Genomic DNA, 24604 nt, shown 5'->3' on the forward strand with positions numbered 1-24604 from the left:
TTTTAGTACTCTACAACCCCCATGTAACGTCTCATATCTGTTGGATGGCATCTTTTATCCTGAAGTGCATTTCTGTAAGCAACGCTCATTGCGTAGAATACCATCGGGTTGAAATATTCAACACAGCTGTCATCGATCATTTCCAGACCTAATTCATCCGCATCAATTACTTCATATTTTTTTCCATATTTTTCAAGGAAGGCAAGACATCTTTCATCCATGATACGGTTGTTTCCTCTGCTCATTAGCAGGATGTACAGATGCTCCTCATCGGTTACCTCGAATGGCCCGTGGAAATATTCAGCCGAATTTAAGTAACAGCAATCCATCCATTGCATTTCCTGAAGGGAGCAGATTGCAAAACCGTAAGCTGCTGCATAGGAAGCACCGGAGCCCATAATATATAGAAAATCTTCCTTATAATATTTTTCTGCAAAAAGCCATGTACGGTTTTTTACCTTTGCCATAGCTGCACGGACGATTTTGTCTGCTTTTTCCAGACCGTCTTTTACTGCATCGTATTTTGTATAATCCGGCTCCTGAGCTTTCATCAGTTCATTTAATATACGGAGAATAATTCCCTGAGGTTTTTCTTTTTCATTCACATGATCTGACCAGTCATAAATGACCGGCATCATAGAATCATCGTTACAAGCAGAATCAGGATTATGCGTCATTGTGATTACTGCGGCCCCCAAATCTCTTGCCATATGAGCAGCCTCAACGGTTTCTTTTGTATTACCTCCATGGGAGCAGATAAATACAAGACTGGTTTTTCCAAGGTGGGTTGGAGGAGTTACCACAAATTCCTTGCTTGTAATCCAGTCAGCATGCATCGTTTTAGATTCACTGCGTACAAAGTAATATCCTGGATACAGATCCACTAAGGAACCGCCGCATGCCACAAAATAAACATCCTCTATTTTTTCTCTGCCAGATAAAATTGCTTTTGTCATTTCTTTTTCGTTCATGATTTTTCTTTCACCCTTTTTTATTTATTTCTAATGATTGCTTAGTGGTTTTTCTGCAGGTATATCTTCTTATAAGATTGCTGATACCGCGCAAAATACCAAAGCTAATACGGTTACTGCCATAAAAAATTTCCAGATTGTCTTCCACCACTGTCCGAAGGAAATCCTGCACACTGCTAGCCCTGCTACGGTCATACCTGCGGTTGGACTGATCATATTGGTCAACTGGTTCGCAAACTGCAATACGGTTACGCTTGCCTCCGGATTCACTCCCTGCAGATCACAAAGAGGTGCCATAATCGGCATGGTCAATGATGCCAGCGCAGAAGAAGAAGGTACCAGGAAGGACAGAAGTGACTGAACCACATACATCACAGTGGTAAATGCCACACTGTTAAAGCTTGCAAGGCTGCTCGACAGTGTATTTAAGATAGTATCAATGATCATACCGTTCTCTGCAACAACCAGAATACCGCGGCAAACACCTACTACAACCGCCGCAAATGCCAGGTCTTTTACACCAATTACGAATTCTTCTGCGATTTCTTTTTCCTTCATTCCACCCACGATTCCCATAAGAATACCCATAACCAGGAAGATTGCAGAAATTTCATCCATGTACCAGCCATATTTTAAAATTCCAAAGATGATCGTTGCCATTCCAAGGCCAAATACAGCAAGCACCAGTTTGTCACGGAGCGTAAAGGATGTATCGCCTTCATCCATTGCAAATTCCTGCTTTTTCAGAACATCATCATTATAAGTAATAGAAACCGAAGGATTATTGTGTATTCTGGCGGCATAGCGCATTACAAAAGCAACAGATACAGCCATCATGATGATCCACCATGCAAAACGGTAGATGAGTTGTGGATTCCCCTGAATTCCCGCTACCCCCTGAGCAATTAAGACATTAAAGGGGTTGGTTGTAGACGCAGCATAACCGATCTGCGGACCTAAGAATACAACCATGAATGTCGTCATGGAATCATATCCCATAGCAAAGAAGATTGGCATCAGCATGATGTAAAAGGGAATGACTTCTTCCGACATACCGAACGTAGTTCCTCCGATTCCCAAAAGAATCATCATAATAGGTATCAGCAGCCTCTCTTTCCCCTGAAGCTTGAGAATGACCTTTCGTATTCCCCTGTTCATGGCATTTGTTTTTGTGAGAATCTGGAATGTACCGCCAATTAAGAGGATAAATGCCACAACGTCCGCGGCTGCCTGTATACCTCTTGTAGGCGCCATCAGTATTTCCAGAATACCCTGGCGCAGATCCCCGCCGTCTGCCACTTTGTCAACCACCTGATAAGTACCTGAAATTGCCACCTCACGTTCACCTGCCGGTGTATCAATCAGCTGTCTTTCAAATTGTCCGCTTGGCACTACCCATGTCAAAACGGCAAATACAATAATCAGAATAAATGCAAGAGTATAAACGTGCGGCAGCTGTAGTTTAAATTTCTTTTTTTCGTTCATGTTCTGTTCCCCCATTATTCTCGTATACAACTTCTCCGTTAACCATTGTCAAAGAAACCTTTACGTCTCTCATCTCCTCCATTGGTACTTTAAATACATTGCGTTCCAAAACCGCGATATCTGCAAGCTTACCTTCTTCCAAGGTACCGAGTTTCTCCTCCATGCTTAAATTCACCGCACCGCCGTAGGTCCATGCTTTCAGCATTTCTGAAACCGTAATCGTGTTCTGCTTATTAAAAGGCTCTCCACCTTCCGGGAAGTAACCGCCGCATCCGTGATAAATCGCTTCGGGAATATTGGTAATCATAAGCGGTAAGTCTGTGGCTCCAGAAAGTACTGCACCACTATCCAGCATTTTTCTCCGGTTCCAGTAGTATTTTCCGCGCTTCATACCAATGGTCTTCCCGATGCTTTCCTTAACCGCCTCTCCGGGATCAAGAGACATAATCTGAAAATAAATCTCTCCTGTCACACCGATATTACCCATTTCTTCCAAATCAGCCGGATTGGAAAATTCCAGATCAGTGACCGCATGCCGGTTCACCAGTTTACCATTCTCTTTCTTACATTTTCCGAAAATCTCCATCACTTTATGCACCGCTCCGTCTCCCTGCGCATGGAGGGAATAACGAAATCCATGTTCATCCGCCAAATGTACTTCCTTTTCGATCAGCTCATAATCAATGTCGATTCCGCAGCAATAATCCTGCCCTTCATATGGTTCTAACAGATCCCCTTTATGGCTTGCCACTGTGCCGTCTGTCATACGGTTGTAACCGGAAAATCTTACAAAATCCCCTGTAAATTTCTCCCGCATACGAATGCCGTGTTCGATGTTGATTTGCTCTCCTACCGGCTGGGACATGAAGAATATCCGCATGGTCAGTTCTTTATTTTCCTCTTCTTCCTTGAGAAAATGATCAAAGCCATAATAATCATCGAAGCCCATTTCCTTCACGGTTGTTACACCCCTGCTATTCATCAGCTTCATATAATCTGAAAATTCTCTATGGATGAAGTCTCTGTCATTGAGATACTCCCGCATGATTTTGTGGTAAGCCTCCGGATAGCATTTCTCCGGTGTAAATCCATAGGTGTTCCTGGCATGCTCATTCATGAGGCAGGTGCTTCTGTCCGCCGCAAAGATAATAACGCTTCTATCTGGATAAGCCTCGTTTAAATGCCGTTCCACTTCTTCTGCTGGAAATCCCTCGGGCTTCCAGCCATGTCCGAAAAGCGTATCCTTTACTCCCTTTTGCCCGGCGTAGATCTTTAAGCGTTTCATACACTCCTCCGTTGTCTCTGCATCAGTCATATCCATACCGATATGAAAAATAGCGTATCCAGTGAAGAAGGTATGAACATCAATAAATCCAGGTGCTACCAGTTGTTCCTTCAAATCCAACAGTTTCGTCTTTTCTCCAACCAGGGTTTGATAATCATTGTTGGTGCTAACTTTCAGTATCTGATTGCCTCCAATAGCTACATAGCCCTTTATCAGCTCATCCGTGAGTCCGGTAAATATGTTGTCAGAGAATAAAAGAAAGTCTGCTGTTGTATTGGTCATTTCTTATCCCTCCTTTGTCATTATTTGTTATCTATGTTATAACATATTATGACGTTATATTCAATGGTCATATAACGTCATAATATCTTTTCTACATTTTATCCAATTTTTTGATCTGTTTTTTATTGATTTTTACTATATCATAAGAACGTTCTATCTTTACTTTTATGAAAGACAGGATAATAAAGTCATTTTAATAAAGGCTTTGACCCTCATAGCACAACTATAGTATAATTGAAACAACGAGTATGAATTAAAGGAGTATGTATAATGAAATTAGACGTAGGTAATGAAATTCCGCTTTACCGGCAACTAAAAGAAGAACTAAAGACCGCCATCAAGGATGGCACTTTTCCATATGGACAGAAAATTCCTACTGAAACAGAGTTAAGCAAGCTTTTCAATGTAAGCCGTATCACCGTGCGGCGTGCGGTGGAGGAACTATGCCAGGAAGACTTTTTATCAAAAAAGCAAGGGAAGGGAACCTTTGTTAAGCATGCAAAGGTAAAACGAAAAATTGAACATCTTTTAAGTTTTGGACAGGCATGTGAAGCCAACGGCATGGTGTCTTCGCGTCTGGTTACCAAGAGGGAAGTAATCTCTCTGTCTTCAGAGGATGCCACCACCATGGGCGTTTCTGCGGGCAGTCCGGCAATCTTTATTCAGCGTGTGAATATGGCGGATGGGTTTCCTATCATGTGTGAAAACAACTTATATCCTTACAACCGGTTTTCTTTTTTGCTGGAGGAATCTCTTGACAGCTCTCTTTACAAGCTCCTTGCAAATAAATACCAGATTAAGGTCACATATTCCACTGATTCTTACCTGGATATTGTACGAGCCGGAGGTGACGTAGCCAAACTTCTTCAGGTATCCAACGGGGAACCTCTGTTTTTCCTGTACTGCCAGATTTACGACCAGAACCATGAGCTGATTCACATAGGGAAACAGTACATTAATGGTGACCAGTACCGTTTCTATCTGGAAGACTATAAGGTTCTGTAAAAGAAACGGGCAGGAAATTTTTAGCCTGAAGCCAGGCCCAGCCCCATAAACCAGAAAAGAAAGAACACCAAAAAGTACACGAGTACCGCCAAAAGGCAGACTTCACCCGCCAATCGGTATTTTATTAACCGAAAGCCTTTCATCCATTGATAGAAATAATAAAAAATCAAAACAATTCCCAAAGCTCCAATTAAAATTGGCAGCCAGGCCATTAAAAGAAAGATAAGATTCATCGCATTACTCCCAAAAACCGTCCTGTCCTTATCTTCCCCTCTTTCTTCCCTCTTATAAGCAAAGGTATGGCAGGAATTACATTTTTACAGCACCGAATGATGCTAGTGTAAAGGAATCCAAAGAGCTAAAATCATCTGCCCGTGTATAAAACTTAGGGATGAATGGAACTACACTCCAGTGATGAAGCGGTTTTCGCCTCTTTTTATCACAATAATCTCCCCCATGCTGACCAGCACAAACAATAGAATTGCTAAAATTAAGATTTCTACTTCCACAAAAAAATAGCACCTTGGGGTTTATCCAATGGTGTCACACCGATAGCATTTAAAAACCCGCCCCATACAAGAGGGCGGGTTTCACACTGTTTCAGCTGCCTGACGGACAGCCTGATCCCAGTTATTCTGTTAAATTAATCGTGATCGCTTTTGGCCTTGTCATTGCTTCTATGGAATACTTTACTCCCTGGGTACCCATACCAGAAGCCTTTACTCCCAGAAATGGGAAGTGATCCGGACCTCTTTCTGTTTTGTTGTTAATCTGTACGGTTCCAACTTCTAACTTTTCAGCAATACGGAACGCTTTATTGATATCTTTGGTAAATACGGAAGACTGTAAGCCATATTCTGAGCGGTTTGCTATCTCTACCGCTTCATCCATATCTTTTACCCTGATAACAGGAAGTATGGGTGAAAACGGTTCTTTCCATGCAATCTCCATATCCACGGTTACTTTATCCAATAAAGTAGGATAAACTAAGTTCCCTTCTCTCTTATTTCCAACGATAAGTTCTGCACCTTTGTCAATGGCATCCTGAGTTAAGAATTCTGCAAAATCAGCAGATTTCTGATCGATCAGTGGGGTGACCACCACATTATCCCTGGGATCTCCCACCGAAAGTTTTTCTATTCCTGCTTTCAGCATTTCTACCAGCTGATCCGCTACCTTATCTGTGGTAATAATACGCTTCACCGCAGTACAACGCTGGCCGGAATAAGAAAAAGCTCCTTCTACAATATTACTTGCCGCATATTTTAAATCGGCATCTTCCAGTACAAGAGCCGCATCCTTGCCGCCAAGTTCCAGTAACAGAGGCGTCATGCAGGATATCTTGGATAAATGCCTGCCTACCTCCGTACTTCCTGTAAAATTAATAAAATTAATGTTTTCATGGGTTACGATATAGTCACCGATCTCACTGCCTTTTCCTGTAACTGTCTGCAGTACTCCCCCCGGCAGTCCGGCATCCTGCAAGGCTTTTACAAGGTGAAGGGCGCTGATGGCCCCCTGGGTCGCTGGTTTTAATATTACCGTGTTGCCCCCCATCAGCGCAGGAGCAATCTTGGAGGCGGATAAGTTAATGGGGTAATTAAAGGGTGATATGGCAAGTACGGTACCTAGGGGAACCCTTCTTACATACGATATCTTATTGCGGGAACCACCAGGGAAATTCTCCCCGCTTACTGCGATTCCTTCCAGACTTTTTCCTGCATCTCCCGTAAACCGGAGAAAATCTGCGGTTCGCTTCACTTCTGATACGGAAGATTTCCTGTCTTTTGCAATCTCCATCATCAGAATATCCGCTATCTCTTCCGCCCTTTCCTCCAAAAGCTCTGCAGCATTGTACAGGATCCGTGCCTTTTCAAATATTGGAACACCGGCCCACAAAGAAAGACCCTCTTTGGAATAACGGATGACCTCATCCACCTCTTCTTTGCTGACTGCCTGTATCTCTCCGATAAAAGAACCGTCTACAGGGGATGTTATGGTAATGACATTCCCTGATGCGGACTCCGACCACCTGCCATTGATTAAATTTCCATAAGTATGCTTTTCATTACATAATTCAGACATGTTATCTTCTCCTTTCCATACCTTTACAATTTCTATTTGTATGTAATATATCATGGAGACAAGAATCAAATGTCAATAACATTGGCTGCTTATCTGCTAAATAAAAACTTCATATAGCGAATGAATACATAAACCACCAGGCAGACTGCAATAACGGTTTCAGCAAGCACTATAACAGGTAAAACTCCTACGGCATATCCCATTTTTGCCAGAAACGCTGTTGACATCTTCATTGCAATGGCGCTGATCACCACCGGGAATGTAAAGGCTGCATAGCTTGGATAGAAAGGCAGGGCAAGGAACCTTGGCAGATAAACCAGCACAGTTATATATAATATTCCTGCCAATACCATGAGAAAGAGAACCATTGCCATGGATTTAGCTTCTGCAGACTGAAGGTATCCAGCCAGACATAAGCTCACCGGAGCCGTATAGATGCAAAACAGCGGTCTTGCAGGTTCTGCAATTTCTTTGTATTTTACATACCGGGCCGTCACAAGAACCAGTAAAATGAGACACCAGATCAGGCCAAACCAGAAAATGCCGGTTCCCAGTCTTGTGCGCCCAAATGCCGGAGCCGTCACACTGGCTGTCACAATTCCCACATACACGATGTAATAGCTGGCAAATACGGTTTTCATATTCAGCCTGTACAGAAAACGTTCTGTAAAATATAACATTAGAAGAATGTGCAATGCAATTCCGAAATACCAGATATAGACTGCACCGCTTCCAATAAAGGGCTTTGCATAAGCAGATAACAGAATTACTGCCATGGAAAAGGTCCCTGATACGCTAGCCATTACCGGATTTTTCATATCCTCTTTTACCATATCAAAATGAAAGATGCATTTACACAAAAACATAATCGCCAATACAGCGGATATGGCACCGCAAACCAAGCGGATGGATTCTGAATAGCTTTGAAGGAGATTTCCCAGGGCCGCAAACCCAAGAGAAAGCCCTGCCACGGGAATGGGAATCTTTTTAATCATGACATTCCTCCGCAGACTCTGTCTCATCGGTATTCGTAAGGCCGTATTCCCGCACCACGATCTCAGCTACTTTTTTAGCCACCATTCCTGTGAAACGGATGCACTGTTCCTTGTGCTCTCCTTGTCCCATATCAAACTCTTTGGTCAGGATCCGGCAGCATAGTGCATTTTTCCCATTGCTTTCCTTAAACCAGTCGTGAAGCTCTTTTGACACTTCCAAGTTCTTTTCCACCTTGGAATCTCCCTGTTTTGTCCGTCCAAAGAATATGCCAAGAGCCATCACTCCGCCGGAAACCGCCCCGCACAAACACTTGGAGCGTCCGATTCCAACAGGAAAGCCGGATGCCATGGCTATGATTTCCTCCGGTAAATCCAGCTCAAAGTTTGATCTCATGGAACTTACAACCGCCTCTGAGCAAAAAAATCCTCCCCGAAACAGAGCTTCCGCATCATCCCCGATCTTTTTAACACTAACCGCCTGCTTCACATTCATCTCTTGTATCCTCCTGTATGTTTATTGATACTTATATTCTATTAAGATTTAAGGCTTACGTCCAATTCATAAACTCTATAAATAAACCGTACTTATAGAAATTATCTATCAACATACTCGAAGCTTACATGGTCACTTGTCAAATCAAATATCTGCTCCTCCTCTTTATACAGCAAAAACCTTGCCAGCAATAAATGCTCTTCTTTAATAAAGCGCACCATCTTTCCCAGATCCGGAGCCAAAAGTCTGTGGGAAAACCCTGGTTTCTTCGTCCTGTTCCGGTTTGTTAAAAATATTTTAAATGTATATTGGCCCTGCTTTAATATGACCGCAGTTTCCCTTTTGCATACCACCTTAACTCCCAGATAGGTGGCAAAGCGGTATTCCTGTCCTTTATACTGGATGACACAGATACAGCCCTGAAAGCTGTAACCGATAAAAGGAATATGGGCTATGGAAACCATGATGGATGCCTCCTGCGAAAACCGGTTGCATTGAAGCCATAAATAATCCCTGGGAAAGGATCTGCCCCTGTCTCCCTCTATATATCCCTTTTCCCCGTCAAAATCCAAAACCTTTCCATTGACTGTAAGACTCCCCCTAAGGGAGTGGGACATGCTGATGATCTCATGCCTGCATTCCATAAAGGGGACCCATTGATAGGGGCCCATGATGGTATATTCGATGGGACTTAAGGAGCCGTAACGGATCATTCCCTGAATGGAAATATCCTTGGACTGGATATTCACCTTAACTCCGGTCAGGGAAAAGATATTATCTCCAAGAATGATCCTTTTTCTCTTTCTGTCAACCAGATAATCCTCCTCTTCATAGTCCAGAGAATAAGAGTTTTCATTCCATATGATCTGCAAAAACGGGCGCTTCACTCCCTGTTCGTCTACACTATGGCCGGGAATAAAGGCTAAAACCGTATCTTCATTCTGATGTTTAAAATACCAGCCCTCAAAGAACCCATGTCTTAACTTGGCCATTCTTGTTTTTATGATATTATTAAGGTCTTTCATCTCCATGATGGATCTCGTCCCTTTCTTTTCATCATTGCTGATTCTAAACATAGGGTTTCCAAATATCAGGAAACATAGTCAGAAAAGCATGTTTATATTTTATGGAGCTAAACCAAAAAAGGCCCGTCCCTTTCCGGAACGTGCCTTCTTAAAATCCTCCTTATTCTAAACACTGACTGCATTGTCATAAACGACCTTATCTATAAATACATGGACATATTCCCTGCAAAACTGCGTACCGGCTCCCTTAACCAGCTCACTGATGGCATATTCCTTGGGCAATGCCTGGCGGTAGCTTCTTTCACTGATCATGGCATCGTATGCATCTGCAATGGCAATGATCCTGGACTGGACCGGTATTTCATTACCTTTAAGCCCTTTTGGATAGCCATTTCCATCCCATCGTTCATGGTGTGCCAGTACGTAATCCGCCATCTCTGACAGCTCATTGACCGAGCTTAAAATGCGATACCCTATTTCCGGGTGCTTTTTAATTTCTGCCCATTCCTGCTCCACCAATTTTCCTTTTTTATTCAATATCCCTTCTTCAATAGCCACCTTGCCGATATCATGGAGCAATCCAACGGTCTTTAACTCTTTAACTTCATCTTCCTGCAGTCCAAGGGCTGTTCCCATCTTTTCGCACAGCTCTGACACGCGGAGGGAATGCTGTTCTTCCCTTGGATTTTTCTCATGAAGGGCCGCCATAACCGTATATATGGTCTTTCCCCTTATCCCCGCACTTACCAACAGCTTTTTCTTATACATATAATCCTCAGCTTTTCTGAGCACATCTAATATGGATTCTTCCGCCCTGCATTTTACACTGTATCCAAAGGAAACGGAAAGAGTGATCTTATGAACGGCTTCATGCTTTGTCCGTTCATTGATCCTGCCGATCAATTCCTTAATTTCCGCTGCATCGGTATTGGGAGACAGTATGATGAATTCATCGCCTCCCAGACGGCTTATAATGTCTTTTTCCCTGAAGCCCTCTCTTAATACTTCGGCCACCTTTTGAATATAGATATCACCCGCTGCGTGTCCAAAGGAATCGTTCATGAGCTTTAACCCATTGATATCAGCCATGGTAATAAATAACGGATAATAGTTCGGGGAATTCAGCTGCAGTAGTTGATCTTCAAAAAATCTTCTGTTGTATAATCCCGTCAGCTGGTCATGATAGCTTAAATAATGCAGCCGTTCTTCCGCCTGCTTGCTTTTGGTAATGTCATTTAAGATAATGGCCAGCTGGTTTTCCTTAGGCCGGGACGCCAGGACCTCATAGTAAAAATCTGTATTTTTCTGAAACCGCTCGTAGCTGGTTGATTCTCCTGTTTTAATGGTCCGGATCAGTTTTTCCAGGTTTTCCGGTACCACATCTTCATGTATTTCGAAAAAATATTTTCCTATTATCTCTTCTTTCTTTAATCCGGTCAGGATTTCATAGCTGTGATTAGAGTCCACCAGCCTGTACTTAAATATATCTTCGCCAGAGGCCCCCTCATACAATGCCATGCCAAACTGCATCTGGTTTATAACAGCCTTATATTTCTCTTCGCTTACCCTTAACTTTTGGTCTGCCTGCTCCACCTTTCTTAAAAGATTGGAAATTAAATAGTAGAGAACCGAGGCGGTAAATAAAACATACACCATTCCCTTATAGGTATGAATCAACATTCTTACAGAAGGGTTGTAAACGAACCGGTTCACGATTCTGTCGGAAAAATAAACCCAGACAAAACCAAAAATCAAATACATAAAGCAGATTTTAATTCTATCCAGTTTAAAAGGATCTCCTTTTCGCTTAAAATCATCCAATTTATCCCTTAACCATTTAATCATACTACTCCCCCTTTAAATGATATTATACACTATTTTAATTCCATAAGAAACATTTTACCAATTTTTTCATCTTAATAATGACCATGCACAACAAAAAAAAGAAGGGGAAACGGCCCCCTCCTTTTTATGGCTTTAACAGTATTTTATTTACCCAAGCGGATTATTCATCTGCCTTTAATACTTTTACAATTTCTCCTATGATCGTATCATGGTAATCCTTATTCGGATAATTTTGCTTATCGATGGCCGGATCAAAAAAGCCCTTGGGATCGATCCTCTGCTTATAAAGCTTGCGGCAGATAAACACCAGTCTTGCTTCTGAAAAATAAGGCGCCTCTGCGTCAAAGACAGGGGTAAGTCCAGTCTCTTTCTCCTTATCCACATCACGTCCGGAATGGGCACCGCAGTAATTTAAAGCGGATCTGCAATTATCACCGAAAAAGCTTAAGGCGTAATACTCGCTCTGGTCAATAAATTCCAGGGTATATCTCTGGGGACGGAGCACAATGGTAGATACGCTCTTATTCCACATGATTCCAAGCCCTCCCCAGCTGGCTGTCATCATATTGTACGTTTCGTCACTGCCGGCGGAAACCAGCATCCACTCTTTTCCTATCATTGTGAATGGATCCATGGATATCTGTTTTAAATCAACTGGTTTTAACATGTAATACCTCCATACTTTTAATATTTATTTATTATATATTCTCATATTATATAACAAATTTATCTGAAGATCAGGATTCGGAATTTTTCCGCACATCAATATCCACCAGTTCCAGGCCATCCGGCACCTCGTGAAGGTACAAATCTTCAATATGTCTCCGGATAACCCGCTTTCCTCCCACATCTCCCTCTAATTTCAGAAGCTCCTTTAAGTAGCTTCTGGAAAAGATGGCCGGGTTTCCCAAAGCGCCCATGTTGCACAGACAGCCAATTCCCTTTCCGCTGTTTTTCCAGCCATTTACCAGATCTCTTATGGTAGCTGCCTTTAAATATGGCTGGTCACAGACCGCAAAGCAATAATCCGTTTCTTCATTTTTCAGCACTTCCAACGCCAGATGAATGGAATGGGAGATACCAAGGCTGCTTTCCTCATTTACCACTACCTCATAGCCATAATTGTTCATGCAGTCCATGATTTCCTGGTACTGGGTAACAACCACTTTCCTGTCAAAGATGCCATCCGGAAGCTTTTCCACTTCCTCTAAAATGTATTGGTACATGGGTTTCCCCTTGAATTCATGAAGCAGCTTATTGCCGTTAAATCTACGGCTGTCACCTGCTGCCAGAAGGATAAGTGCCAGTTTCATGCCATCAAACCTCCTCTTTTCATTACTTTTCTGCTTTTTCCGCCGCCCCTTTTTTCTTTTCCATGCTTAAAATCGCCTCAAGGACGCCTCCTCCTATGGAGGACGCCTTGTCTGAGATTGTATAGCAGTTTTCAACGTTTCCCCTGGGGTCAACATCTCCTGACTTCATTCCCATTTTCACTGTTACACCATCCTGAAGCAGCCCTCTGACAACGCCTCCCACCTGGGCATATATGGGTGCATCTCCAGAATAACCCACCAAATCGCCTTTTTCAACCAGATCGCCGATCATGACCTGACCTTTAAAGGTTCCGTCAGACGTTGCACGGATAATCCGTTCTTTATCATAACCGCCGATCATGCCTGGTACTCCAGTGTTGGGAAATGCGCTACCCTCCCAGATACAGCGGCCCAGGTTATGGCCTCTTTTTGTCTCCACCACCACATGGCAGTCAAGCCCTGCCGTAAACCCGGGGCCAATACCTACTACAACATCTGCGTCCGTTATCCTGGTTCCCAGATTCTTTTTAGCAATAATGGCATCTACCACCACATCCGGCTTCCAGGTTTCCCGGATCTTGCATTCCTCATCGACCACAACTGCAACCTGATCCCCTGCTATGGCCTCTTGGATTTCCTCCAGACTGCGGCATAAAACTCCTGTGACGTCCTCCACCTTTGCCTGTCCCTCATAGACTGCCCTTGAAAAGGCCACCGTCCGCCGCACTGTGGTGGGAACGGCGATATCTGTCATGACCAGGTCAAAGCCGCAGCGATGCAGCCGGCAGCCAATGCCTGTTGCCAGATCACCGGCTCCTTTTATTAGTACCTTCATTATAATCTCCTGAACTTTTTGTTTATTTTCTGGCGCATTCTCCGCCTCTACCTGACAGGATTTCCAGACCGTGGAAAAGAATATCCAGAATATATTCCAGACTCTCTCTCACCGCCTTAGGACTTCCCGGAAGGTTGATGATAAGGGTCGATCCCCGGATGACACTGGCGCCCCTGCTTAACATGGCCCGCTTGGTTACAGTCATGCTGTAAGCCCGTATGGCCTCGGCAATTCCCGGTGCATTGCGGTCCGCAACAGCCAAAGTGGCCTCCGGGGTCACATCCCTGGGAGAAAAGCCGGTTCCGCCGGTGGTCAGAACCAGATCGCATTCCACCTCATCGCTTAAGCGCATGAGCTCCTCTTTTAAGTCCTCTCCTTCATCGGCAAGGAGCTTATAGCTGACCACTTCAAAGCCTGTCTTCTCCAATATCTCTCTTATGACCGCGCCGCTTACGTCTTCCCGTTCTCCGGCGGCTCCTTTATCACTTAAGGTTACGATTCCTGCTCGGTACATACCGTAATTTCATCCCCTTCCTTCATGAGTCCTCCATGAAGAACCCTTGTAAAGATTCCGTTTGTAGGCATGATGCATTCTCCCATTTTCTTGTATATCTCGCAGTGGCTGTGACATTCCTTTCCTATCTGTGTCACCTCCAAAAGGATATCCCCGCACGATAACCTGGTGCCGACAGGAAGATGAATCAAATCAATTCCCTGGACAATGACATTTTCCCCAAAGGCACCGTTTCCGATCTCCGCACCTCTGGCCTTAAAGTCCTCTATGGTATCAAAGGATAACAGGCTTACCTGCCGGTGCCATTTGCCTGCATGTGCATCCCCTTCTATTCCGAATTCTTCTATAAAATGCCCTTCATCCACTCTGGATTTCTGGGTTCCTTTTTTTTCGCTGATACAGACAGCCATTACCTTTCCCATCTGCTTATCCTCCTATCTGGTTCATGTTTGGGCCTGTTTTTCCCTGGTCATCTTCAAAATGATGGCTCTCCGGTTTGTTCCGGATGCTCTGATTCATCAGATTAAAAAGACAGTCATCAGAAATTCCTTCCCGCAAAGGCCCTTTTAAATCCACTCCTGCGGGACTGTCCAGACAAAGCTTTAAAAATCCGTCAGATGTCAGCCTTACCCGGTTGCAGTTATGGCAGAATTTGTGACTGACGGCGCTGATAAAGCCGATAAAACCAGTTCCATCTCCCCATGTATAATAAACGGCAGGACCGTTGCCTTTCACCTCGCGGCTTTCTTTAAGCTCACCAAAGGCTTCTGACAGGATCCCTGCCAGATCATCATTTTCCAGTACTTTGTAGTTTTTTCCCTGACCAATGGGCATCATTTCGATAAAACGGACCGGGATCCTGCGTTCCATGGAAAAACGGGCAAAGGCCAGTACCTCTTCTTTTGTTAAGTCCTCCATGACCGCACAGTTTATTTTTACCTTGAGCCCCGCTGCCAATGCACTGCGGATTCCTTCCATAACGGATTCAAAGCAGTCTCTTCTTGTGATTCTGGCAAACCGCCGGGGATCCAGAGTATCCAGGCTTACATTGACGCTTGATAAACCCGCAGCTTTTAGCGCCGCTGACTTCTCCTTTAACAGGCAGCCATTGGTGGTCATGGTCACATCTTCAATTCCCGGGATCTCCCCTAATTCTTTGATCAGGATCTCAATGCCCTTTCTCACCAAAGGCTCCCCGCCGGTTACCTTGACCTTACGGATCCCAAGGCGGGCGCCGGCCTCACAGATTCTCACGATTTCCTGATAGGTGAGGATGTCCTCATGGCGCAGGGGGGCTATTCCCTCCTCCGGCATGCAGTAGAGACATCTTAAATTGCACCGGTCGGTAACGGATACCCGGATATAATCAATGGTTCTGTTGCAGCTGTCTTTCATATTCCGCTCCCCCTGCCGCCTGAGTCCTTTTCATAAAGTCCGCTTTTCCCGCCATCCTTTTTCAAGAGGCAGATATCTCTGATCATCATCCCCCGGTCCATGGCTTTACACATGTCATATATGGTCAGCAGTGCTATATTCACCCCTGTCAGAGCTTCCATCTCCACGCCTGTCTTTCCCTGGGTTTTCACCGTACAAACCGCCTCTACAGAAAGCCGTTCCTCATGAAGTACAAAATCTACCGCGCATTTTGTAAGCATCAGTCCATGACATAAAGGGATCAGTTCAGAAGTTCTTTTCGCTCCCATAATACCTGCCACTCTGGCAACTCCCAGAACATCTCCTTTTTTCGCGGTGCCAAGGGAAATGGCTTCAAAAACCTCATGATTGACCGTAATAAACCCATGGGCAACGGCAATCCGGTCTGTCTCCGCCTTTTCTCCAACATCTACCATGCGGGCATTTCCCTGTTCATCAAAATGTGTCAGTCCATTCATATTTTCGTTCAACCTTTCCTTCTGTAGTGCCTTACCAGCCCTTTCCGAAGCCGCAGTTTGGATAATAGCATACGTCGCAGGAGAGGCAGAGCCCTCCCTTTCCCAGCTTTTCAAGGTCTTCCTTTGTCACCGGATCATCCGCCATGAGTCTTGGGAGCACCAAATCAAATACTGTCCTCTTGGAATACATGACACATCCGGGAAGTCCGGCTATAGGAATATTTTTCCCATCCTGCCTGTAGTAGGAAAGTAAGAACATGGCTCCCGGAAGCACCGGAGCGCCGTAGGATATCACCTCTGCACCGGTATTACGGATAGCAAGAGGAGTCTTGTCATCCGGATCAACGCTCATGCCACCGCTGACAAGCACCATGTCAGCCCCCTGACGGATAAGGTCAAGAATCGCATCCGTGGTATTCTCCGGCCTATCATCTGTGACTGTCTGGCCAAGAATCTGGCCGCCCAGTTCTTCCACCTTTGCTTTTAATACAGGTCCAAAGGCATCCTTTATTCTTCCATGGAATACTTCGCTTCCCGTAGTTACGATTCCCACCTTTTTATCCAGGTAGGGCAGCACGGCAAAGATCTTCTTACCTGCGCAAACTTCTCTGGCCTCTTCCATCTTTTCCTTTTCAATGACAAGGGGAATAATTCTTGTCCCGCACAGCTTGTCTCCAGGCTCCACGGGAGTATTGGGGTGTCTGGAAGCGATCATCATATTCCCTAAGCTGTTTATTATATCTAGAAGTCCGGTATCTATCTTTAATAAGCCCCGGACGGTTGATTTCAATTCAATTTTACCTTCCTTTACCTCGCTGCGCTCCATATGGTCACCCAGGCATAGGCTGCACAGGATTTCTGCAGCTTCATTTTCATGGTATAGGGACTCATCCTTTTCCCAAACATAAATGTGTTCTTTTCCCATGGACAGCAGCACCGGAATATCCTCCTCTGTCACTACATGTCCTTTTCTGAATCTTGCATCCTTTATGACTCCCGGTATGATCTGAGTCATATCATGGCAGAGAACCTGTCCTACCGCATCTACTGTCTTGATCTCCTTCATTTTCCCTCTCCTTTCGTTCTTGGCATAATTTACTTATTAACGCAGGCGCAGCGCGGCTGAGTTTAATAAAATAATGTTATTCTCAAGTAAGAATATCCATCTTTGCAGAAATTTTTTCATATCCCTTTATTATATCATTCGGGAAAATATTTGTAAAATAATTCTACCACTGCTGCTTCTGCTTCCTCTGAAAAAGCCAGATACTGGTTTAGAAATTTTTCACCCTCTTCGGTTAAAACAGTGGTTCCCCCATTTTCCCCACCTCTTCTTCCTTCCATCAATGAAAGTCCCAGATCCGCTTCTGCCTTGTTAATAATCTTCCACGCTTTCGAATATGCCATATGCAGTTCCTGGCAGGCAGCCGAGAGGGAGCCCCTCTCCCTTACAAGCTTCATTAAAGCTGCTACTCCAGGACCAAAGTTGCGCTCTTCATAGTAAACGCGGAGTCTTAAATGATACTTAAGCGCTCGTTCCTCTTTTTTTATTTCTTTCATTTTGATCCTTTTCTACGATGCAAAGAAGCTGGTCATCACACAGCGCCCGGCCCATTCTTCTCCCAGGCACTCCATGACACGGATCCCATCGGACAGCCTGTTTTCATTATCAGCTTTATTTAACAAAATCCGGTAATCCATAGATTCTGCTCCTTTTCTGGTTCCCTGGGCGCTTACAAGAATTCGGGCTGCCTGGTCCGGGGTTATAAGCTCTTTTTCCGTCTTCCAGCCAAATACGGCCTCAGCAAGCTCCCACCGGAAGCACGTTTCTTCCCATAGGCTTCCAATGGCATCCAGGCCGGCGCAGCCAATCACCCCATGGGTTCCTTTTAAAAGAACAGGCTCCCCTTCCCTTGGGATCTTCAGAGGCAGACGTTTTGCTCCGTCTGCCTCTACAAGAAGCACATCGGAAAAGCATGAAAGCTGATCCATTTCCTGGGGCGCCATGCCTTTTAATTTCCCATGAAGTGCTGTCTGCCCTGTTACCAGGATCTGACCTGTACGGCCTGAATACCATTCTTTCCTGTCCTTTAAGTAATCTTTTACGGTTTCAGCCCGGTCGGCCAGCACTACTTCCCGGTTCTCAGGATAGAAGATATGGGTACTGGTGGTGACTATCACCCGCTTCCCCATGGCCGCAAGTTCATCGGCCAGGGAAAACATGGTGGTAGTCTTACCGCCTCCGCCGGTAAAGCAAATGACCATATGATCCTTAAGTGGTAAACCCAGGGCTTCCCACAGGGAACCTCTCCTTGCAACAGCCGGCTTTTCTCCACAGGCATTTAAGGTATAGACTTTTTTTAATCCCATTAATACAGCTCCATACGCCTCTTTCTGGGAACATAAGAACCAGTTTTCTCCAATACGACCTGACCGTCTTTTGCAGCCAGGCGGCCATTTAAGAATACAAGCTCAGCTTTTCCCTTGACAGAGGTTCCTTCAAAAGGACAATAATCCACATTTGCCACCTGGTTTTCTACAGACATCGTCCACTGGATATCCGGATCCCACACCACGATATCCCCATCGCTTCCGGGAGCAATGGCCCCTTTCTGGGGATAAACACCGTAAAGCTTTGCCGGATTCTCTGACAGCACACGGCACATCTGCTCCAGCTTTAAGTTATGCTCCAGCACACCGAAGCTGTATATGAGGACAGGACGGGATTCCACTCCTGGCATTCCGTTCGGAATCTTAGTAAAATCATCTTTTCCCGCCGCCTTCTGGCTGGTGGTAAAGCTGCAATGATCTGTAGCTATGGTCTGGATATGATTCTTTAGAAGGGCATTCCACAGTCTGGTGCTGTCCTTTTCTTTCTTAATGGTAGGAGAAATCACATACTTGCTGCCCTCAAAGCCGGGAAGGTCATAAACACTTTCATCAAGAAGCAGGTACTGGGGACAAGTCTCCAGATAAATCTCCTGGCCCCGTTCCCGTGCATATTTTACCTCCTGATAACCCTCACCGGAACTTAGATGGACGATGATTACCGGAGCATCCGCAAGGCCTGCAATTTTTAACAACCTGCCGATAGCTTCCGCCTCTACTGCAGCCGGTCTGGTTTTTTTATGGGTGCTGACGGACAAATTGCCTTTTGCTTTCTCTTCTTCCACCAGCGCTTCTATGAGTCCCATATTTTCACAATGGATACCGGCAATTCCGCCGACTTCCTTCAGCCGCTTCAGTACCTGATAGATTTTCTTATCATTTAAGTACATCTCATCATAAGTCATGTATAGCTTAAAGGAGGTTACGCCGCCTGCAACAATTTCTTCCAGCTCCTTGCTGATAGAAGGGTTCCAGTCGGAGATCGCCAGGTGAAAACCATAATCACAGGATGCGTTTCCATCTGCTTTTTTATGCCAGTTTTCCAGCGCTTTTTCCAGGGTCTCTCCCGGATACTGGGTGGCAAAATCAATGATCATCGTAGTTCCGCCAGACAAAGCGGCTTTTGTTCCCGTTTCAAAATTATCTGCCGTAACGGTACCTGCCACATGAAGATCAAAATGCGTATGTGCATCGATGAAGCCCGGGAACAGAAGCTTTCCCGTTACATCAATAACCTCCGCTTCTTCTGCCTGGATCCCTGCTTCCACTGCCTGGATCTTTCCCTCATCCATAAGGACATCCGCCTGGATTATGCCGCTTCCTGATACTACAGTTCCACCCTTTAATAGCATCTTCATAAAATATCTACATCCTTTCTTTCAGCTGTATCAGCCGGTTTTTCGGCCTGCTTTTCATTTTTTGTATTGGCTGTAGTCATTTTCAAAGCTTGAAAGGCGCAGGGAGAAACTCATTCTCCGACTGCGCCGATTCATTACCAATACAACTACTTATTCTTTTTGCTTCTTTCGGGACCTTTTTATCCTAAGATATAGTCATAGTCACTGCAGACAGTTTCCATAACTTTTCTAAGTCCTTCCGGAATCACGCTGTCCTTTTCACCGGCTTTCCAATTGAGAATATTGCCAAGGTAACGTACTTTGCAGGCTGCTGCTTCTTTATCTAATACAACAAAGCCCTCATTTTTGCTGTTTTCCATGTCAGCCTCGTTGGCGAACAAAGTAAACTTATCCAGATAAGGAGCGCTGTCATATGGACAGAAGCTCTTACAGTTACCGCACTCGTTGCACATATAGTCCACGTGTACGATCTGGTGCATGGATAAGCCTGGAATATTCAGTGCAAGGTTCGCACGGTTTGGACAGACCTCAGCACAGTTTTCGCAGACATTGGAGCAGCCAAGACATCTTACATCTTCTACCTTATAATCCCTTGTTCCTTCAAGGATACCGCGCTTATCATAAATCTTATCTAAGTGATCCACTGTATCATCAAAGTCCACAGCAGCCTTCTTGCCTAAAATTGCTTCAGCAGCCACACGGGCATCTCTCATAGCCTCTACTACTGTAGCCGGTCCATAGAGTCCGTCACCTACTACATAAACTCCTGCAGCGCTGGTTTCTAATGTTTCCTCGTTTACAAGGACTTTGCCGCGGTTGCTTACGTTAATGCCGTTTGCTTCATAGAATTCTGTAGGAACCTGCTCGCCTACTGCAGCGATCACTGTATCTGCAGGAATCTCCACGGTTTCTTCTGTTTCTACAATACCTCTTCTGCCGGTAGCATCGGTATCACCAAGCTTCATCACTTTGCAAAGGAGTTTACCGTTTTTAAGCTCTACTGGAGACAGCAGTTCCTTGAATTCCACGCCGTCTTCCAATGCCATCTCTAATTCTTCCTCATCTGCAGGCATATAGCGCTTGGTCCTACGGTAAACCAGGTAGGAGTGTTCCACGCCTTCTGTTCTCTTTACCGCTCTGGCTGTATCCATGGCAGTATTGCCGCCGCCGATAACCACTACATTTTTACCGATGTTTAATTTTCCGTCGGTCTCCTTAAATTGAGCCAGGAAATCTAAAGCATTTATGGTTTCTCCTGCTTCAAGCTTTAATACGCCTGGTTTTGACGCGCCTGTCGCAAGGATAATATAATCAAATCCTTCCTTCTTTAAGGCTTCTAAATCTGTCACTTCTGCATTTAATCTTAACTCAGCTCCATAGGCCAGAGACAGGGCAGCATCCTTGTCGATTGCCTCATCCGGAATACGGAATCCAGGGATCACATGTTTTACCACGCCGCCCAGGCTGCCGCTCTTTTCAAAAATGGTTGCAGGCATTCCGTTCTTTGTCAGGAAATAAGCTGCTGCAAGACCAGCCGGGCCGCCGCCTACTACTGCTGTCTTTTTGCCCTTCAGTTCTCCTGCTTTGATTTCCTTCATGAACGCATCATAGCCGCCTTCTGCACAGACAAGCTTAACTCCGCGGATATTTACCGGATCTTCATAATAGTTCCGGTTACACTTGCTCATACAGTTATGAGCACAGATAGTTCCGGTTATGAATGGAAGCGGATTCTTTTCTGCGATTACCTTCATCGCATCCTCGTATTTGCCTGCACCGGAAAGCTGTAAATAGGTGGTGATATCCTGATGAATGGGGCAGCCTTCCTTACATGGAGCCACATAGCAGTCAATTAGGGGCACACTCTTAGGCATCTTCCTGATAGGAAGTGGTTTTACTGCCTTTTTGTGATGAGGATCATGAACTGCATCTGCTGCCAGTTTCGCAGTCTTTTCCGGATCCACTCCTGTAAACTCCACTTTACCGCCTTCCAGTTTCTCTGCGATCTGGTAAAGTCTCTGATAGCCGCCTGGCTTTAAAAGAGTGGTTGCCACGGTTACAGGCCAGATTCCTGCATCTACAATTGCCTTGATGTTGTGGTAATCTGCACCGCCTGAGAAGGAAATTCTTAACTTTCCGTCAAATTCCTTTGCCAGTCTGGCTGCCAGAGTAATGGAAAGAGGATATAAAGACTTTCCGGACATATACATCTCTTCGCTTGGAAGCTCTTTATTCTTTACATCAACCGGGAAGGTATTTGTAATCTTAACACCGAATTCCAGGTTCTTTTTCCCAGCCAAAGTCATAAGGGTCTTTAACATGGGAATTGCATCCTCGTACTGTAAGTCATCAAGGAAGTGGAAATCGCCGAATGATACATAATCATATCCCATATCATCCATGGTCTTTCTGGCAAATTCATATCCAAGAAGAGTGGGGTTGCACTTAATGAAGGTATTCAGTCCCTTTTCCTCGATCAGGTAAGTAGCAATTCTCTGAATCTCCTGAGGAGGACATCCGTGAAGAGTGGAAAGGGTTACGGAATTGCAGATTTCGGAAGGAATGCTTTCGATATCTTCTCTGGTCACGTTCTTAAACTGATCCAAATGATCGAAAAGATATTTTATGCAATCCTTAAACATCTCTGTATCTTTTGCATCCTTCATGTTATCGATAAAGGAGTTCACCTTCGGGGATTTAATTCCTTCCAGATCATATCCAACGCTCATGTTGAACTGGAAGCCATCCATTGCTCCAAGTCCGTATTCTTTTGCAATGATATGAAGCAGGATCCATGCCTTGATGTATTCGTCCTGAGCCTGCGGAACATAAAGTTCTGTAGACCACTCACAGTTATAGCACTCGTCATCTGCCTTAATACATGGTTTGCTTACAGGCAGATCTTCTCCGTCTAAGATCTGAACAGTCTTTAGTTCGAAGAAACGGCTTCCGGCATAGTAGGAAGCTACAATATTCTGTGTGAGCTGGGTATGAGGGCCGGCTGCCGGTCCCATAGGTGTCTCCAAATTACGTCCGAATATTTTACGGTTGTTTTTCTCGTCTGCTTTATAAGGTCTGTAGACACCAAAAACAGTATCATTCTTTCCTTGTTCTTTTACGATCCAGTCCACTAACTGCCCAAAGGGCATTGGGGTCATTCTATCTCCCATGTTTTACCTCCTGTAACGTGGTTGTCCGCTTTCTTTCTCCTCAGACAGCCCACAGTGTATATTCTATATTTATATATTACTCTTTTTTTTGATTTTATGAAAGTAGTATTACCTGGAATTAATCCGGTTTGCAAGTTCGGCTGCTGCTTGTCTGCAGTCTGCCATTACCTTTTCCTCATCAATGGCTGTAAGGATACGATCCTTCATCAGCACTTTTCCGTTTCCTACTGTGGTTACCACGCTGCGTCCTGTCATTCCGAAAAGGATATGGCTGTTGCAGTTATCCCCATTCATTGGTGTTAACGGAATATAGTCGGTAACGATCACATCTGCTGCTGCGCCCTCTTTTAATACGCCCAAAGGTTTCTTAAAGTAACGGCCTGCAATCTTTGCATTTCCTTCAAAGAGCATCTTTGGAACTTCGCCCCATGCAGCATTGGGATCGCATAAATGATGCTTGTGCAGAACATTGGCCACTTTATAGGATTCTGTCATGTCGTGAGTGTAACCATCGGTTCCAAGACCTGTTAAGATTCCTCTGTGAACCAGTTCCATGGTTGGAGGGCATCCGCATGCATTGCCCATGTTGGATTCCGGATTGTGAACTACCATGGTATCCGTATCCTTAATCAGCTGCATCTCATGAGGGTTGATATAGATGCAGTGTCCAAGGAGGGTCTTTTCTCCCAGGATATTGCAGTCCATGAGACGGTCTACGATTCGTTTGCCGTATTTCTTTAAGCAGTCATGAAGATCTTCGATCCCCTCTGCCACATGAATGTGATAACCGACACCTTCAGGCTTGTGGGATGCTGCAAGCTCCATGGTCTCATCAGAAATGGTGAACTGGGCATGCATACCCATCATTCCTGCAATCATGTCACTGTCATCTGCCAAAGCGTGCTTAATAAATGCTTCATTCTCAAGAACTGCTTCTTTTGCCTTCTCTTTGCCGTCTCTGTCAGAAACCTCATAGCACAGACAGGAACGGACACCGGTCTCTTTTGCAGCCTCTTCAATCTTAAACAGAGAATCCGTAATATGACCGAAGCTTGCGTGATGGTCGAAGGTTGTAGTCACACCATTCTTAATGGAATCGATGTAAGTCGCCATGGCGCTTAACCGTGTTTCTTCTAAAGTGAGGTTGCGGTCAATGGTCCACCACATTCCGTCAAGGATCTCTAAGAATCCGTGAGGATCATATCCATGAATGCTTAAGCCTCGGGCAAAAGAGCTGTAAATATGTTCGTGGGCATTAATAAAGGCTGGCATGATAACTCCGCCCTTTGCGTCAATATACTCCGCATCCGGGTATGCCTTCTTCATGTCTTCCGTGGTTCCAACTTTGCGGATCACGTTCCCCTCCATTGCAACTGCACCATTCTCAAAAAACGGATTCGCGGGGTCTCTTGTAATCATTCTTCCATTACCGATAATCAGCATGTTTCCATCTCCTTTTTTTCCATTTTCTAATCATAATTTAGGTTAAACCTTAAAATATTCAACTGTACAAACCTCACATAAGAACCAATCTTATGCCTGCACTCAATTTTTGCAATCTGCTTATACTCACTCCTATAATTCGACATTTTCTATACAGATTACACCATAAATCCCTCACTAGGTACAGTGTATCATTTCATATAAAGAAATGCAAGTGAAA

23 protein-coding genes are annotated in these 24604 nt (G+C 44.6%); 1 reads left to right on the top strand and 22 read right to left on the bottom strand.

Annotated features, from left to right (window positions below; all coding sequences use genetic code 11):
- Positions 1-2 precede the first annotated feature (2 nt).
- From H171_RS13895 to H171_RS13905, 3 genes are all read right to left on the bottom strand, one after another.
- Positions 3-971 carry an SIS domain-containing protein gene (locus H171_RS13895; RefSeq protein WP_186802483.1) on the bottom strand — a complete coding sequence of 323 codons (969 nt, stop codon included), beginning with the start codon at positions 969-971 and terminating at the stop codon, positions 3-5.
- A 69-nt stretch (positions 972-1040) separates the two neighbouring features.
- Complete coding sequence (locus tag H171_RS13900; protein ID WP_100305684.1) at positions 1041-2456, bottom strand: YfcC family protein; 1416 nt, start codon at positions 2454-2456, stop codon at positions 1041-1043.
- Positions 2434-4023, bottom strand: coding sequence for an amidohydrolase (locus H171_RS13905; protein WP_100305685.1), 1590 nt, complete (start codon positions 4021-4023; stop codon positions 2434-2436). Before H171_RS13905 ends, H171_RS13900 begins: the two co-directional genes overlap by 23 nt.
- A 270-nt stretch (positions 4024-4293) precedes the next feature.
- Here H171_RS13905 and H171_RS13910 point away from each other — a divergent pair, with 270 nt between their 5' ends.
- On the top strand, positions 4294-5028 hold the full coding sequence (locus tag H171_RS13910) for a GntR family transcriptional regulator (protein ID WP_100305686.1): 735 nt from the start codon (positions 4294-4296) through the stop codon (positions 5026-5028).
- A 20-nt stretch (positions 5029-5048) separates the two neighbouring features.
- Here H171_RS13910 and H171_RS13915 read toward each other — a convergent pair whose 3' ends face one another.
- From H171_RS13915 to ssnA, 19 genes are all read right to left on the bottom strand, one after another.
- The gene (locus H171_RS13915) at positions 5049-5261 is read right to left on the bottom strand and encodes a hypothetical protein (protein WP_100305687.1); all 213 of its coding nucleotides are present in this window, start codon (positions 5259-5261) and stop codon (positions 5049-5051) included.
- 397 nt (positions 5262-5658) lie between these two features.
- Positions 5659-7113, bottom strand: a complete 1455-nt coding sequence (locus H171_RS13920; RefSeq protein ID WP_100305688.1) for an NADP-dependent glyceraldehyde-3-phosphate dehydrogenase — start codon at positions 7111-7113, stop codon at positions 5659-5661.
- Positions 7114-7202: 89 nt separating this feature from the next.
- Complete coding sequence (locus tag H171_RS13925; RefSeq protein ID WP_100305689.1) at positions 7203-8108, bottom strand: TDT family transporter; 906 nt, start codon at positions 8106-8108, stop codon at positions 7203-7205.
- Positions 8101-8601: a C-GCAxxG-C-C family protein gene (locus H171_RS13930; protein ID WP_092240094.1), complete on the bottom strand. Its 501-nt coding sequence runs from the start codon at positions 8599-8601 to the stop codon at positions 8101-8103. The genes H171_RS13925 and H171_RS13930 overlap by 8 nt, the downstream gene beginning before the upstream one ends.
- A gap of 101 nt (positions 8602-8702) precedes the next feature.
- Complete coding sequence (locus tag H171_RS13935; RefSeq protein WP_100305690.1) at positions 8703-9677, bottom strand: tocopherol cyclase family protein; 975 nt, start codon at positions 9675-9677, stop codon at positions 8703-8705.
- A gap of 114 nt (positions 9678-9791) precedes the next feature.
- Entirely contained in the window at positions 9792-11471 is a 1680-nt protein-coding gene (locus tag H171_RS13940) for an HD domain-containing phosphohydrolase (protein WP_100305691.1), read from the bottom strand.
- A gap of 160 nt (positions 11472-11631) precedes the next feature.
- Positions 11632-12138 carry a flavin reductase family protein gene (locus H171_RS13945; RefSeq protein WP_100305692.1) on the bottom strand — a complete coding sequence of 169 codons (507 nt, stop codon included), beginning with the start codon at positions 12136-12138 and terminating at the stop codon, positions 11632-11634.
- Between the two features lie 70 nt (positions 12139-12208).
- Positions 12209-12784 carry a nucleotidyltransferase family protein gene (locus H171_RS13950; protein WP_100305693.1) on the bottom strand — a complete coding sequence of 192 codons (576 nt, stop codon included), beginning with the start codon at positions 12782-12784 and terminating at the stop codon, positions 12209-12211.
- 22 nt (positions 12785-12806) lie between these two features.
- Entirely contained in the window at positions 12807-13619 is an 813-nt protein-coding gene (yqeB, locus tag H171_RS13955) for a selenium-dependent molybdenum cofactor biosynthesis protein YqeB (protein ID WP_100305694.1), read from the bottom strand.
- Positions 13620-13641: 22 nt separating this feature from the next.
- The gene (locus H171_RS13960) at positions 13642-14133 is read right to left on the bottom strand and encodes a MogA/MoaB family molybdenum cofactor biosynthesis protein (protein ID WP_100305695.1); all 492 of its coding nucleotides are present in this window, start codon (positions 14131-14133) and stop codon (positions 13642-13644) included.
- Positions 14112-14555, bottom strand: coding sequence for an MOSC domain-containing protein (locus H171_RS13965; RefSeq protein ID WP_100305696.1), 444 nt, complete (start codon positions 14553-14555; stop codon positions 14112-14114). Before H171_RS13965 ends, H171_RS13960 begins: the two co-directional genes overlap by 22 nt.
- Before the next feature lie 4 nt (positions 14556-14559).
- Positions 14560-15528, bottom strand: coding sequence for a GTP 3',8-cyclase MoaA (moaA, locus tag H171_RS13970; RefSeq protein WP_100305697.1), 969 nt, complete (start codon positions 15526-15528; stop codon positions 14560-14562).
- Positions 15525-16025 carry a cyclic pyranopterin monophosphate synthase MoaC gene (gene moaC / locus H171_RS13975; protein WP_100307532.1) on the bottom strand — a complete coding sequence of 167 codons (501 nt, stop codon included), beginning with the start codon at positions 16023-16025 and terminating at the stop codon, positions 15525-15527. Before moaC ends, moaA begins: the two co-directional genes overlap by 4 nt.
- A gap of 31 nt (positions 16026-16056) precedes the next feature.
- Positions 16057-17091, bottom strand: coding sequence for a molybdopterin-binding protein (locus H171_RS13980; RefSeq protein ID WP_100305698.1), 1035 nt, complete (start codon positions 17089-17091; stop codon positions 16057-16059).
- Positions 17092-17225: 134 nt separating this feature from the next.
- Positions 17226-17585: a winged helix-turn-helix domain-containing protein gene (locus tag H171_RS13985; protein WP_100305699.1), complete on the bottom strand. Its 360-nt coding sequence runs from the start codon at positions 17583-17585 to the stop codon at positions 17226-17228.
- A gap of 12 nt (positions 17586-17597) precedes the next feature.
- Positions 17598-18395 (bottom strand): selenium cofactor biosynthesis protein YqeC, encoded by a 798-nt coding sequence (gene yqeC / locus H171_RS13990; protein WP_100305700.1) that lies wholly within the window; start codon positions 18393-18395, stop codon positions 17598-17600.
- Positions 18395-19771 (bottom strand): dihydropyrimidinase, encoded by a 1377-nt coding sequence (gene hydA, locus H171_RS13995; RefSeq protein WP_100305701.1) that lies wholly within the window; start codon positions 19769-19771, stop codon positions 18395-18397. The genes yqeC and hydA overlap by 1 nt, the downstream gene beginning before the upstream one ends.
- Positions 19772-19950: 179 nt before the next feature.
- Positions 19951-22941: a putative selenate reductase subunit YgfK gene (gene ygfK / locus H171_RS14000; RefSeq protein WP_100305702.1), complete on the bottom strand. Its 2991-nt coding sequence runs from the start codon at positions 22939-22941 to the stop codon at positions 19951-19953.
- Positions 22942-23049: 108 nt separating this feature from the next.
- Positions 23050-24384, bottom strand: coding sequence for a putative aminohydrolase SsnA (ssnA, locus tag H171_RS14005; RefSeq protein ID WP_100305703.1), 1335 nt, complete (start codon positions 24382-24384; stop codon positions 23050-23052).
- Positions 24385-24604: the final 220 nt, after the last annotated feature.

The organism is [Clostridium] celerecrescens 18A (assembly GCF_002797975.1).
Classification (GTDB): domain Bacteria; phylum Bacillota; class Clostridia; order Lachnospirales; family Lachnospiraceae; genus Lacrimispora; species Lacrimispora celerecrescens.

Coding starts and splice junctions, on each gene's coding strand:
- yqeC (WP_100305700.1), bottom strand. CDS start 18,395: ATGGGATTAAAAAAAGTCTATACCTTAAATGCCTGTGGAGAAAAGCCG.
- H171_RS13915 (WP_100305687.1), bottom strand. CDS start 5,261: ATGAATCTTATCTTTCTTTTAATGGCCTGGCTGCCAATTTTAATTGGA.
- H171_RS13900 (WP_100305684.1), bottom strand. CDS start 2,456: ATGAACGAAAAAAAGAAATTTAAACTACAGCTGCCGCACGTTTATACT.
- H171_RS13940 (WP_100305691.1), bottom strand. CDS start 11,471: ATGATTAAATGGTTAAGGGATAAATTGGATGATTTTAAGCGAAAAGGA.
- H171_RS13930 (WP_092240094.1), bottom strand. CDS start 8,601: ATGAATGTGAAGCAGGCGGTTAGTGTTAAAAAGATCGGGGATGATGCG.
- H171_RS13935 (WP_100305690.1), bottom strand. CDS start 9,677: ATGTTTAGAATCAGCAATGATGAAAAGAAAGGGACGAGATCCATCATG.
- H171_RS13925 (WP_100305689.1), bottom strand. CDS start 8,108: ATGATTAAAAAGATTCCCATTCCCGTGGCAGGGCTTTCTCTTGGGTTT.
- H171_RS13950 (WP_100305693.1), bottom strand. CDS start 12,784: ATGAAACTGGCACTTATCCTTCTGGCAGCAGGTGACAGCCGTAGATTT.
- H171_RS13960 (WP_100305695.1), bottom strand. CDS start 14,133: ATGTACCGAGCAGGAATCGTAACCTTAAGTGATAAAGGAGCCGCCGGA.
- ssnA (WP_100305703.1), bottom strand. CDS start 24,384: ATGCTGATTATCGGTAATGGAAGAATGATTACAAGAGACCCCGCGAAT.
- H171_RS13910 (WP_100305686.1), top strand. CDS start 4,294: ATGAAATTAGACGTAGGTAATGAAATTCCGCTTTACCGGCAACTAAAA.
- moaA (WP_100305697.1), bottom strand. CDS start 15,528: ATGAAAGACAGCTGCAACAGAACCATTGATTATATCCGGGTATCCGTT.
- hydA (WP_100305701.1), bottom strand. CDS start 19,771: ATGAAGATGCTATTAAAGGGTGGAACTGTAGTATCAGGAAGCGGCATA.
- yqeB (WP_100305694.1), bottom strand. CDS start 13,619: ATGAAGGTACTAATAAAAGGAGCCGGTGATCTGGCAACAGGCATTGGC.
- H171_RS13965 (WP_100305696.1), bottom strand. CDS start 14,555: ATGGGAAAGGTAATGGCTGTCTGTATCAGCGAAAAAAAAGGAACCCAG.
- H171_RS13920 (WP_100305688.1), bottom strand. CDS start 7,113: ATGTCTGAATTATGTAATGAAAAGCATACTTATGGAAATTTAATCAAT.
- H171_RS13905 (WP_100305685.1), bottom strand. CDS start 4,023: ATGACCAATACAACAGCAGACTTTCTTTTATTCTCTGACAACATATTT.
- H171_RS13895 (WP_186802483.1), bottom strand. CDS start 971: ATGAACGAAAAAGAAATGACAAAAGCAATTTTATCTGGCAGAGAAAAA.
- H171_RS13980 (WP_100305698.1), bottom strand. CDS start 17,091: ATGAAGGAGATCAAGACAGTAGATGCGGTAGGACAGGTTCTCTGCCAT.
- moaC (WP_100307532.1), bottom strand. CDS start 16,025: ATGAATGGACTGACACATTTTGATGAACAGGGAAATGCCCGCATGGTA.
- H171_RS13985 (WP_100305699.1), bottom strand. CDS start 17,585: ATGAAAGAAATAAAAAAAGAGGAACGAGCGCTTAAGTATCATTTAAGA.
- H171_RS13945 (WP_100305692.1), bottom strand. CDS start 12,138: ATGTTAAAACCAGTTGATTTAAAACAGATATCCATGGATCCATTCACA.
- ygfK (WP_100305702.1), bottom strand. CDS start 22,941: ATGGGAGATAGAATGACCCCAATGCCCTTTGGGCAGTTAGTGGACTGG.